The organism is Paenibacillus naphthalenovorans (assembly GCF_900099895.1).
Taxonomy (GTDB): Bacteria; Bacillota; Bacilli; order Paenibacillales; family NBRC-103111; genus Paenibacillus_G; species Paenibacillus_G naphthalenovorans.
The window spans coordinates 25,503-37,790 of sequence record NZ_FNDY01000025.1; the positions used below are offsets into that span (position 1 = coordinate 25,503).

Below are 12,288 nucleotides of genomic sequence, written 5' to 3' on the forward strand. Positions count from 1 at the left end.
GGGACGAGTCCGTACCGCGGCCACCGTAATCTTGAAATTTTCTGAAAACTGGCATAATCTATTATCAGTGATTACCATTTACAATGAAGAAGGAGAACTTAACAAGAATGAAACCCAGATCACTGATGTTTACATTGTACGGTGACTTTATTCAATATTACGGTGGGGAAATCTGGATCGGAAGTCTGATTCGAATGATGGCTGAATTCGGAATCTCCGAATCGTCGGTACGCGGCGCAACGCTCCGTATGGTTCAGCAGGATCTTCTGCAGGTGAGAAGAGTAGGGAATAAAAGCTACTACAGCTTGACGGAAAAAGGAAAACGCAGAATCGAGGACGGCGTCAGAAGGGTATATTCGATCAAAAGCCACAAGTGGGACGGTTTCTGGCGAATTTTAACGTATTCCATGCCGGAGGAAAAACGCGACTTGAGAAATCAGGTCCGCAAGGAATTAAGCTGGACCGGATTCGGGATGATTTCCAACAGCACCTGGGTAAGCCCCAACCCCTTGGAAAAACAAATATTGGAAATGATCGAAACCTATGAATTAAAGGAATATGCGATGCTGTTCAGCTCCAGTTCCCTCTTATCGCATGACCAGCAGTACATCATTGACAAAGGCTGGAATTTGCAAAGCATTCAAGAGGATTACAAAACCTTCATCGAGACCTACAGGCCCAAATACGAGATGCTGAAAGAACGCGTCTGGAACGATTCCTTGACCAGTCTGGAAGCTTTTGTAGAACGAACATACCTTGTTCATTATTATAGAAAATTCCTGTTTAATGATCCCGGCTTTCCTCAGGATCTGCTGCCGCACAATTGGAACGGGAACGAAGCGAGGGATTTGTTTTGGAATATGCACCAGCTTCTCTCCACACTTTCGGTCAAATATTTTGAAAGCTTGTTTGAGCAGGCCCCTGACCGGGAAATTCAGGCCAAAAGGGAGAAGGCCATCAATCCGTTCGCAGAAATATATATTTGACCCATATTTGAAGGTCAATGCGTAAGGAGGAGCTTGCTTTGAAATCACATGCAACAAGAGTTGAATTGATTGAAGTTGCACAAGGTCGCCGTCCCGCGGATCTGTTCATCAAGGGCGGTACGGTGATTAACGTGTACTCGGGCGAGTTCCTGCCGCAGAACGTGGCTATCTACAAAGACCGCATCGCTTATATCGGGAATAGCGAAGCGGCAATAGGGGAACATACCCGGGTGATTCATGCCGAAGGGAAGTATGTCTCGCCGGGCTTTATCGAACCGCATGCACATCCATGGGTTGTATACAACCCTGTCAGCCTCACGATGAAATCGCTTTCATCGGGAACGACTACATTAGTGAACGATAATCTGTTTTTTTATCTCCATATGGGTGCTAGCGGGTTTAAAGCCATGCTGCAGGACCTTAGAGAATTGCCCGGAAATAATTTATGGCTCGTACGCCTGGTTTCGCAGGCGGAGTACCCGAGTGAGCGGGATGAGTTTAACGCCGGGGACGTCCGTTCTTTGCTTGAGCTTGAGGAGGTCGTCGGTACGGCGGAGATCACCCGCTGGCCGCTCTTGTATAAAGGCGATCCGTTTGTGATAGATACGATCGAATATGCCAAGCGTCTGGGGAAAATATCGGATGGACATACGGCCGGCTGCTCCTATGAAAAGCTGAATTCGATCGTGGCTGCAGGCATTAGCGCCTGTCACGAAGCGATTACCGCGCAAGAAGCTTTGGACCGGCTGCGTTTAGGCATGTGGACGACGCTGCGCAACAGCTCGCTGCGTCCGGATTTTCCCGAGATTATGAAGCTGATCACAGAAAATAAAGTGAGTACGAATCGTATTTTGCTGACGACCGATGGCCCTCACCCTGCCTTTATCGAGGAACAGGGCTCTGTCGACGGACTGCTGAGAATAGCGGTGGAGCTTGGATTGACTCCGATTCAGGCTGTTCAAATGGCGACGATTAATCCGGCCACCTTTCTCGGCCTGGATCAGGAAATCGGCGGAATCGCTCCCGCCCGGCGGGCCGACGTGCTGATTTTGCCGAACCTGGTTGATTTTCGTCCGGAGCTGGTCATTTCCGCCGGTACCATCGTAGCGTCGAAAGGCCAAACGCTTGTATCTCCACCGGTCATCGATTGGATGAAATACGTGGCCAAACCGGCGTTTACCATGGAACGGACGTTACTGCAGCATCCGGATTTGTACCGTTATCCGCATACCTCTTCAGCCGAACCCGTACCGGTCATTTATTTTCAAAGCAACGTGATCACAAAGAAAAAAGATACGGAGCTGCCTGTTAACAACGGGTATGCAGACCTGTCAAAGCATCCGGGGCTGGTGATGGCCAACCTGATCGACAGGGAAGGCCAATGGATCACCAAAGGCATTATGGAACGCTTTGCCGTAGATCTAGACGGGATGGCTTCCACCTATAATACGACGACACAATTGCTTGTCATCGGCAGGGATGCAGAGGCGATGGCGAAGGCGGCGGCACGTGTCCATGAGCTGGGCGGCGGTATTGTCATCGTAGACCGTGGAGAAATCATTGTAGAGATTCCGCTTCCGTTAGCCGGAATGATGACCACCGACCCTGAGTTTCACAAGGCGGTAGAGTATCAGGAAGTGCTGTTATCCGAGCTGAAGAAAAGGGGATTTCCTTTCCACGACATCCTGTATACGCTGCTGTTCCTGACATGCGATTTTCTTCCCGGGCTGCGATTAATTCCTCTTGGTCTTTATGACGTCAAGGCTGGCGGAGTCATTAAACCGGCCGCAGCGATAGAAACAGAAAGGGTGTAAGCCGTGAGCGAATATCAATGGATCGGCTTCTCGATCGAAGACAAGGTTGCCACTCTTGTATTACGAAGAGCTCCAGTCAATGTCATGAACATGGAAATGATGGAGGAAATGGTTCACGCATTTAGTTCACTCCATGGCAATGAACATTTGAATGCGCTTGTCATCCGTGCGGAAGGAAAAGTATTCTCCGCAGGGGTTGCGGTGGAAGACCATCTGGGTGATAAAACGGAGCCGATGATTCATCTGTTTCACCGCATGTTCCACTGCCTTGCTGACGTTCCCTGCCCGACGATTGCCGTGGTCGACGGCGCAGCGCTTGGAGGCGGATGCGAGCTGGCTACGTTCTGCGATATCGTGCTTTCCAGCGAACGGGCGAAGTTCGGTCAGCCTGAGATTCATCTGGCGCTGTTTCCACCCGTATCCATCGTGACCTTCCCCTGGATGACCGGCTATAACAGAACGATGGAGCTTTTATTGACGGGTGAGAGCATCAGTGCGGCCAAGGCTTATGAGTGGGGGCTGGTCAACCGGGTCGTTCCTCCAAGCGAGCTGGACGGCGCTCTGGAGCAGCTGCTCTCGCACTTGCGCACCAAAAGCGCCCTGGCTTTGCGTTTAACGCGAAAAACGGTCCGCGAATCCATGGCCCCATCCTTTGCTTCGGCGATCAAACCCGTGGAAAACATCTATTTAAGGGAACTGGTTCAATCCGCAGACGCTCAAGAAGGCTTGAAAGCGTTTTTGGAGAAGCGTCGGCCCGTTTGGCATAACAAATAGAGAGGCGCGCTTGAAGATGGAGCAGATTAGAAAAGGGCTATTCCGAATACCTATTCCGGTGCCGTTCCCGATGAAGTACATCTATTGCTATCTGGCGATAGGACAGCAAGGGATTGTCATGATCGATGCGGGTTTTAACTATAAGGACGCACAAGAGGCATGGAAACAGGCGTTTACCGAGCTGAGGATTCAGCCGAAAGATATCGAGGTCATTTACCTCACCCATTTTCATCCGGATCATTTCGGTTTGTCGGGATGGATGCAGGAATGGACCGGCGCCCCGGTCTATATCAGTGAAGCGGACATGGCGATGGTGGACAGGGCATGGAGAAACGGCGATGTTCAAGCCAAGCTTGTGGGGCAAATGGGCAAAGAGAATGGCGTTCCCGAGTCGTTGGCCGAGCAAATTGTTGAACATATGCTGAAGCTCCATGACCATGTGCTTCCCCTGCCTGAGCTCAGGCCGATGACGATGACGGAAGTAAGACTGGGCGATGAACTCTGGCAGGTGATTCCGACACCGGGTCACAGCGACGGACATCGTTGCTTCTATCAATCGGAGAACCGGTTGCTGCTCGCGGGAGATCATATTCTGGATAAAATTACACCGAATATCAGCTTGTGGCCCGGAGGCCGGTCCAATCCCCTGGAAGACTACGTTCAATCGCTGCAGCAAACGGCGGTGCTTGATATCTCGCTGGCGCTTCCGGCGCACGGCAAGCTGATCGATAACATTCCACAACGGGTATCGCAATTATTGGAGCATCATCAGCAGCGGTTAGAGCAAATGCGGGGGCTTGTGAGGCAGGGGAGGACCGCTTATGAAGTGGCCTCGGATGTGTTCCGGCATAAGGAGCTGACCCCGCACCAATGGCGGTTCGCTATGGCGGAGACCCTTGCTCATCTGGAATGTCTGGCGTTTCAAGGAAGATTGAATAAAAGTAAAGACGGTCAACTCAACATTTACACCCAAGCGAATCCCGACGAAATGTTTCTATAAGGATTCCAACGAAAAAAATCTTTTTCCCTCCGTGTTCCATAGTTATAAAAATATATAGGGGTGATCAAGGATGAAAAAAGTAAAAGGGAGTTTATTGATCGTTTTGGCTTTATGTTTGGTATTCGTTACGGCCTGTGGCCAGTCGGCGGGAACAACAACCCCAAGTAACAGTCCCGGTACAGGCGACGCTTCAACTCCCACTGCAAATGGTAAGGACCCTGTAAAAGTAGGAGCCATTTTGCCTTACTCCGGTGTCTACGCTTCTCTGGGTGAGAATTTGACCCGAGGCATGGAGCTTTATTTTGAAAGCGTGAACTGGGAAGCTGCAGGTAGAAAAATCACGCTCATTAAAGAAGATGAAGAGAACGATCCTCAGGGGGCGCTTCGTAAATTACGCAAGCTGATGGAAAAAGACAATATCGATATTTTGACCGGTCCTGTAAGTACGGCTGTCGCTTACGCCTTGCGCGATGAAGTGGACAGCAAAAAGCTGCCGTTTCTCGTATCTCACGCCGGCGGCAACGATTTGACGAGAACCAAACGCAGCGACTACATTTGGCGTTCATCGTTCAGCTCCTGGCAAATCGGGAACTCGATGGGGAAATACGCCTATGATCACATTGCCAAAAAGATTTATGTAACCGCTGCCGACTACGCCTTCGGCAAAGAGGTGGCAGGCGCCTTCAAAGAAGCGTTTACGGCTGCCGGCGGCGAGATTGTCGGTGAAGTGTATCCGCCTCTGGGCTCGAATGACTATGCTTCTTACTTAACGCAGATCAAAGGCAAAAAACCGGAAGCCGTGTATGCTTTCTTCGCCGGCGCCGACGCCGTGCGATTTGTCAAACAGTATGAGCAGTACGGCCTGAAAGGACAAATTCCGCTGATCGGCTCCGGATGGTTAAATGCGGAGGACATTCGCCCTGAACAAGGCAATTCCCCGGAAGGCATCACCAGTACCATGTTCTGGGATTATCATCTGGATACGCCGGAGAACAAAGCGTTCGTTGCAGCCTATGAGAAGAAGTACAATGCGCGTCCGAGCATCGAATCGGTTGAAGGCTATGACGCCGCACGCGTCATTGTCGAAGCCTTGAAAAGCTTGAACGGAGATACGTCCGATAAGCAAAAATTGTCTCAAGCGATCGGCAAGGTTCAATTTACAAGTCCTCGCGGACCGATCCAATTCGATCCGGAGACGCATCATGTGATTCAAAAGTTGTACCTGATCAAAACAGAAATTCAAAACGGCAAGACAGAGAACAAGGTTGTTGAAGAGATCGGGGAAATTAAAGATCCAGGGAAATGACGGGAAGGCCTTGATAGCCCCGCACCATGAAGGAGAGGGATGGTCTTGGATATTATAGCTATACAGTTAGTCAACGGTTTGTCATATGGTCTGCTCCTTTTTATGATTACCATCGGTTTGTCGTTAATCTTCGGAATAATGGGCGTTTTGAATTTGGCCCATGGTTCTCTTTACATGATAGGGGCCTATCTGGCCCTTAGCATTACTCAGCATATTGCTCCCAACTTTATGTATGCGCTGCTTCTGGCTCCCATTTTTGTCGCCGTTATCAGTTTCCTGCTTGAAATTTGCCTGCTGCGCCCCACTTATAAATTAGGGCACTTGTCGCAAGTGCTTCTGACCTTCGGAGTAGCCTACATTCTTCACGATGTGGTTCGTTTAATCTGGGGCGCCAATGTCAAATCCTTGACGCTTCCCCCTTGGTTAAGCGGGTCCGTAGAGCTGTTCGGTCAAACCTTTCCTCTATACCGCATACTGATTATGGGCTTTGGTCTGCTGGTTGCCGCCGTCATGTGGTACCTGCAGGAAAAAACCAGATGGGGAGCCATTATTCGTGCCGGCTTAAGCAACCGCGAGATGGTAAGCGGGCTGGGCATTAACATCAAAATCGTGTTCTCCGTCGTCTTTGCCATCGGAGGACTTCTGGCCGGACTCGGCGGTGTGGCCGCAGGTCCGGTGCTGGGGCTCTATCTGGGAATGGAATTTGAAGTGCTGATCCTTGCGCTGGTGATCCTGGTGGTCGGGGGACTGGGGTCCATCACCGGCACATTGCTTGCCGGCTTGATTGTCGGCGTAGTGGAAACCTTCGGCAAGGTGCTGTTTCCGCAGCTGAGCTTGCTCATCATTTTCGGACTGATGGCTCTCGTTCTGGTTGTAAAACCTACCGGAATGTTAGGAAAGCAGGTGCATTGATGGCTGGATTGAAAAAGAACCCGGTGGTCTTCTTAGTCCTTTTGGTTGCGCTTTGCATTGCTCCTTTTATCATGTCCAATTATTTCCTCAGCATTCTGGTTGAAATCTTAATTCTGGGCATTTTTGCTCTCAGCTTGAATATCCTGGTAGGTTATACCGGTTTGGTATCGCTCGGACATGCGGCATTTTTCGGTGTGGGGGCGTATACCTCCAGTCTGATTGCGATCCATTACACCTCGAATGTATTCGTCACTTTAATTGCGGGAATCCTTTTATCGCTGATGATGGCCGGTATGATCGGATTTTTCTGCAACCGGGTCAACGGATTTTATTTTCTGATGCTTACCCTCGCTTTTTCACAAATGTTTTATGCGCTCGTGTATCGTTGGGGCAGTCTGACCCAAGGGGACAACGGATTATCCGGAATTCCAAAGCCTACGCTATGGGTCAATGGGCTGTTGGATAGTCCGATCGCGTTTTATTTCTTTATCCTGATCATCTTTTTGATCGTTTTCATCGGTCTGAGCGTGATTCTGCATTCCCCACTGGGCCAAATTTTCGTCGGCATCCGGGAGAACGAAACCAGGGTCAGAGTCATGGGCTACAATACGACGATCTATAAAAACATTTCTTTTATTCTGGCGGGAGGAATAGGCGGGTTGGCCGGAAGCCTGTATGCCTTTTTCAACGGATTTATATCTCCAAAAGATATTTATTGGACGATGTCCGGGGAAGTTCTGATTATGGTGCTGGTCGGAGGCGTCGGAACGTTGATCGGTCCGGTGCTGGGGGCGGCTTTTATCGTCATCCTGGAAACGTTCGTCAGCTCCTATACGGATATGTGGATGCTCATTGTCGGTATGACGTTCATCCTGTTCGTTATTTTTATTCCGAAAGGCATTGTCAGTATCGGGTCATTGTGGAATGAACGGAAAAACGTTAATCAGGGGAAGGGTAACGAGAAAGAGTTGAAGGTCAGGATGAGCGGGGTGATTCAGGATGAGAAATGAAGAGCATTCCATCGTGGCGGATCATGCGCTGCGTGTAGAAGGGATCGGCAAGCGATTCGGCGGTCTGGAGATATTAAAAGACATTACCTTTGCCGTTCAACCGGGTGAACGCCGAGCCTTCATCGGACCGAACGGAGCGGGGAAGTCGACCTTGTTTAACATGATTGCCGGAGATTTGGCGGCGTCCAGCGGAGATATTTACTATTTTAATGAGAATATTTCCCGGGTACCCAACCATCAACGGGTCAGAAAAGGCATGGTGAGGACTTTTCAAAAAAGCAATCTGCTTCAAGAGCTGACCGTGCTGGATAACCTGCTGCTGGTGCTGCAGGTGAAGTTTGGGCTCCATCATGTTTGGTTTCGCAAAAGAACCGCCCGACAATTTCCGGAGCTGTACAGCCGGGCAGAGCAGCTCTTGGATACTTGGGGGCTTGCGGACCGGAAGGACACCGTGGTCAAAAAGCTTTCCTACGGAGAGCAAAGGCAGGTCGAGATTATGCTGGGCATTGCGACGGAGCCCAAAGTACTGCTGTTGGATGAACCGACCGCCGGCATGTCCAACACGGAAACCCAGCATATTCTGAAGCTGCTGCAAAATATGCCCAGAGACCTGACGCTGTTGATCATTGAGCATGATATGGAGGTTGTATTCGGGCTGGCTGACCGCATTTCGGTTCTATATAACGGGAATATTTTCCTGGAAGGCGATCCTCAGATGATTAAGACGGATCTCAGAGTATATGAAATTTATTTTGGAAAGGAGGGGGCATAAGATGCTTCAGGTGGATAATATTCATTCCTATTACGGAGACAGCCATGTGCTGCAGGGCGTTTCCGTAAACGTGAAAAAAGGCTCGCTTTCCGTGCTGCTGGGACGTAACGGCATGGGAAAAACGACGACCATCCGCTCTATTATCGGCTTTACCCCTCCAAGACAAGGGAAAATCCGGTTTCAGGGAAACGAGATTCAGAAGCTGCCCTCGTACCGGGTGGCGCAGTTGGGAATCGGATTGGTTCCGCAGGGAAGAGGCGTGTTTCCCAATCTTACGGTAAAGGAAAATCTGACGATCGCCGCCCGGAACAGCTCCAGAAGAGGCTGGACATTAGACAGGATTTATGAGCTGTTTCCCCGTCTGAAGGAACGGGCGTCCTCCATGGGAGGAAATCTCAGCGGGGGCGAGCAGCAAATGCTGACCATAGGCCGTGCGTTAATGACCAATCCCGATCTATTGCTGCTGGATGAACCGTCGGAGGGCTTGTCGCCGCTGATGGTGCAGGAGGTCGAGAACATTATCTCCGCCTTGAAGCAGGAAGGCCTTTCCATGCTGATGGTGGAGCAGAATATATCTATGGCTTTGCATGTAGCCGATTGGGTATATGTGATGTGTAAAGGGGAAGTCGTATTCGATGGGTCCCCCGATGATTTAAAGCGGAATGACGAAGTAAAGCACAAATATTTAGGCATGAGCAGTTAACCGGACGAGGAACGATGGGGAAGATGGTGTTCATCAGGGCCTTCGCTGCTTTACCGCAGCCATAAAATAGGTTAGCCCATCATCGGAGGGATGTACTTGAATCAACTGTTAGCCCATTTCTGCGCCATAGCGCCTTTTTGGAATTCTCTTTCGCAGGAAGATACGACGATCGGCGTATCGGATACCGAAAAGTTTCTGGAGTATATTCCTGGCCGAACCTTTACTTTAGGTCTTAAAGCCGGCGACCCCATTAAGCCGGGAGGCATTACCCATCGAACCCTGACCAGCGGGACGCGGCAAATCGGGTATGTGCCCAGGGAAGTGTTTGGCGTGCCCACCATTGCGATCGGCCTGCCTGTTTATGACGGGGACCGCCTTGTCGGGTGCATATCCACGGCGATTACACGCGAAAAGCAGGAGCAGTTATTTCATGCCGCTGAACGATTGTCGTCGTCCATGCAGCATTTAGCCGCCACTTCGCAGCAGTTCAGCGCCTCCTCTGCCGAAGTGGAACGCATTATTTCGCAAATTGCGGACCAAACCGTACGCTTAAGCCAAAATATTGACGGCATTGAAAGCATCACCAACCTGTTAAAGGAAGTATCGGTGCGGACTCATCTGCTGAGCATCAATACCAAGATTGAAACGGCTCACTTGGGCGACAAGGGCAAGGCGATGGGCGTAGTAGCCCAAGAAATTAACAAACTGTCCGCCGATACGAAGGAATCTTCAACATCGATTGCACATATGCTTGCTGAAATTGCGTCGGCCGTACAAATGATCAATGACCGAATGCAGATGGTCCACAAGATTGTATCCGAACAGCTGGATGGAATTGTAGACATCGCCAGAACGACAAGCGATTTAGCGGAGCATGCCGAGAAACTGCACCGGTTGTCCGAATTTGTTGCCGCCGACTAATGTGGGCTGTGCTCTCCACAGCTTCACGGTAAAGGGGGAAGGTAACCAGTGGATAAAACAGAAAAAAACGGGTGCACAGTATATCCGATCACCGTTTCAACGCCGTATGACGTTGGAGACGTAAATATGTATTTAATGGAAGAAAACGGTAATCTTACCTTAATCGATGCAGGTATGGATTCCGATGAATGCTGGGATGCGTTCCATTTGACGCTGTCCCAAAACGGTTATTCCTTAAACGATCTGTCACAAATTTGGATTACCCATAACCATCAGGACCATATCGGATTGGTCAATCGCATAACCGCACGGAGGGAAATCCCTGTTTACGCGCACCGGGAATCGATTCCCCGGCTAAAGAGAGACCCCGAATTTCTGTCGCTGCGCATTCGTTTTTTCGAAAAATTATATCGGTCGATGGGCTGCGGTGCGGCCGGAGATCAGCATATTCTCAAGCTGCAGGAGGCCGTCCGGCGGAATGAACAGTTTAAAATCCATGCGGAAATCATTCCGCTTTCCGATTCAGAATATCTGGGAAATGTTCAAGTGATAGAAGTTCCCGGACACGCTCCGGATCACATTGCTTTTTGGGATGCCCAAAGGCAGTGGTTGTTTGCCGGCGATCATCTGCTGAAGACGATCTCCAGCAACGCCTTCATTGAGCCGGACCTGGAAGGAAACCGGAAATTCACCTTGGTTGAATATACCCATTCATTAAACAGATGCTTGTCTCTCCACGCGGACACCGTATTTCCGGGACATGGGGAGCTGATTGACGATCCCAAGGACCTGATTGAAAGAAGATTAACGCGAATCGGGCAAAAAGCAGAGAAAATACGGGAAATGATTCAAAGCGGCGGTTCGACGGCCTACGAGCTTGCTCAAAGCTATTATCCAACCAAGTATATCCACGTCTTTGCTCCAGTCATGTCCGAAATCATTGGCTTATTGGATTATTTAGAAATGAACGACCGTATTAAAAAGATATTGAAAAATGGCGTGTGGCATTATGAACTTCAGACCTCTTAAGTAAGAATAAATCCTTATTTAAGGGTTTTTTTTATGGGATAAAATGATCTTGACAGCGAAAAGAGTATATTATATTATTACGTTAAACGAACGAAAAATAAAAAAACATAATGAGGTGATAGCGATGCAGCAAGCTACATTGTTAAAAGAAAAGGTCAATGCGGGCTTCATGGTCGAACGGATAGAAGATATGGATGAGGAATATCTCAAAGCTTTGAAGCAGACGCTGGTGATTGTCGGCGACACGGAACTGCTTAGCGTTCCTCCTTTGTTAACCGTTTACAAACAAGCGCCTACGCTGAATAACAAAATTACGGCACTGGCTATAATGCAGGATGAAATCGGCCACGCGCATATCGCTTACCGTTTATTAAAGGACCTTGGCGTAGATGTGAACGAGCTGCTTTATGATCGGCCGGCGAATAAATGGAAGAATCCTTATGCTTTCGACTTCAAGCTTTCGAACTGGATTGAACTGGGAGTCTTCAATGCGTTGTTCGACCGCGCAGGCTACACGCTCCTTGGAGATGCGTACGAATTTACATCCTATGGACCGTGGAAGCGGGCGCTGGTCAAGGTGGATAAAGAGGAATTGTTCCATCTGCGCAACGGGGAAATTATTATGAGAGCCGCGATGGATAACCCGGAAACCGCCAAGCAGGTACAGAAAGCCGTGGATTGGATGTTCCTGATGGGGCTGGAGTTCTTCGGTGTAGCGGATGAATTGAAGAGCCGATCGGCTCAGCTGGATTATCGGCTCAAAGGCAGATCGAACGATGAGCTCAGGCAAAAATGGCTTTCTACCGCCGTTCCATTTTGCGAATCGATAGGGGTTAAGATACCGGCCCGCTGGAATGAGCAAATGCAAAAGTACGAGATTACCGTGCCATTTCCCTGTAAATTTGATGTTGAGAACAAAACATGGCTGCTGGATCAACCGGATACATGGGAAGGCGTCATCGCACGATTTAAAAAGAGAGGCCCGCAGAATGTGGAGTTCGTATCGCGTATCCAGCAAGGCGCCCACAAGATGGCGGCTCTCCGTAAAGAGGTGGGGTAGC

General features: G+C 49.7%; 12 protein-coding genes. All 12 read left to right on the forward strand.

Annotation, left to right across the window (positions count from 1 at the left end):
• Positions 1-107 precede the first annotated feature (107 nt).
• The 12 genes from paaX (at position 108) to BLT35_RS19290 (ending at position 12,287) form a co-directional block, all read left to right on the forward strand.
• Positions 108-986 carry a phenylacetic acid degradation operon negative regulatory protein PaaX gene (paaX, locus tag BLT35_RS19235; protein ID WP_074729486.1) on the forward strand — a complete coding sequence of 293 codons (879 nt, stop codon included), beginning with the start codon at positions 108-110 and terminating at the stop codon, positions 984-986.
• Between the two features lie 38 nt (positions 987-1,024).
• Complete coding sequence (locus BLT35_RS19240; protein ID WP_139170827.1) at positions 1,025-2,800, forward strand: adenine deaminase C-terminal domain-containing protein; 1,776 nt, start codon at positions 1,025-1,027, stop codon at positions 2,798-2,800.
• A gap of 3 nt (positions 2,801-2,803) precedes the next feature.
• Positions 2,804-3,574 carry an enoyl-CoA hydratase/isomerase family protein gene (locus BLT35_RS19245; RefSeq protein WP_054817421.1) on the forward strand — a complete coding sequence of 257 codons (771 nt, stop codon included), beginning with the start codon at positions 2,804-2,806 and terminating at the stop codon, positions 3,572-3,574.
• A 16-nt stretch (positions 3,575-3,590) separates the two neighbouring features.
• Complete coding sequence (locus tag BLT35_RS19250) at positions 3,591-4,574, forward strand: MBL fold metallo-hydrolase (RefSeq protein ID WP_074729488.1); 984 nt, start codon at positions 3,591-3,593, stop codon at positions 4,572-4,574.
• A 70-nt stretch (positions 4,575-4,644) separates the two neighbouring features.
• Entirely contained in the window at positions 4,645-5,880 is a 1,236-nt protein-coding gene (locus BLT35_RS19255) for an ABC transporter substrate-binding protein (protein ID WP_074729489.1), read from the forward strand.
• A gap of 45 nt (positions 5,881-5,925) precedes the next feature.
• Positions 5,926-6,792 (forward strand): branched-chain amino acid ABC transporter permease, encoded by an 867-nt coding sequence (locus BLT35_RS19260; RefSeq protein WP_054817466.1) that lies wholly within the window; start codon positions 5,926-5,928, stop codon positions 6,790-6,792.
• Entirely contained in the window at positions 6,792-7,802 is a 1,011-nt protein-coding gene (locus tag BLT35_RS19265) for a branched-chain amino acid ABC transporter permease (protein WP_062409568.1), read from the forward strand. Before BLT35_RS19260 ends, BLT35_RS19265 begins: the two co-directional genes overlap by 1 nt.
• Positions 7,792-8,574, forward strand: coding sequence for an ABC transporter ATP-binding protein (locus BLT35_RS19270; RefSeq protein ID WP_074729490.1), 783 nt, complete (start codon positions 7,792-7,794; stop codon positions 8,572-8,574). The genes BLT35_RS19265 and BLT35_RS19270 overlap by 11 nt, the downstream gene beginning before the upstream one ends.
• Position 8,575: 1 nt before the next feature.
• Positions 8,576-9,277, forward strand: coding sequence for an ABC transporter ATP-binding protein (locus tag BLT35_RS19275; RefSeq protein WP_074729491.1), 702 nt, complete (start codon positions 8,576-8,578; stop codon positions 9,275-9,277).
• Positions 9,278-9,373: 96 nt separating this feature from the next.
• On the forward strand, positions 9,374-10,198 hold the full coding sequence (locus tag BLT35_RS19280; RefSeq protein WP_062409565.1) for a methyl-accepting chemotaxis protein: 825 nt from the start codon (positions 9,374-9,376) through the stop codon (positions 10,196-10,198).
• Positions 10,199-10,246: 48 nt separating this feature from the next.
• Positions 10,247-11,227 carry an MBL fold metallo-hydrolase gene (locus BLT35_RS19285; protein WP_074729492.1) on the forward strand — a complete coding sequence of 327 codons (981 nt, stop codon included), beginning with the start codon at positions 10,247-10,249 and terminating at the stop codon, positions 11,225-11,227.
• A 124-nt stretch (positions 11,228-11,351) separates the two neighbouring features.
• Positions 11,352-12,287 carry a Phenylacetic acid catabolic protein gene (locus BLT35_RS19290; protein WP_054817427.1) on the forward strand — a complete coding sequence of 312 codons (936 nt, stop codon included), beginning with the start codon at positions 11,352-11,354 and terminating at the stop codon, positions 12,285-12,287.
• Position 12,288 lies beyond the last annotated feature (1 nt).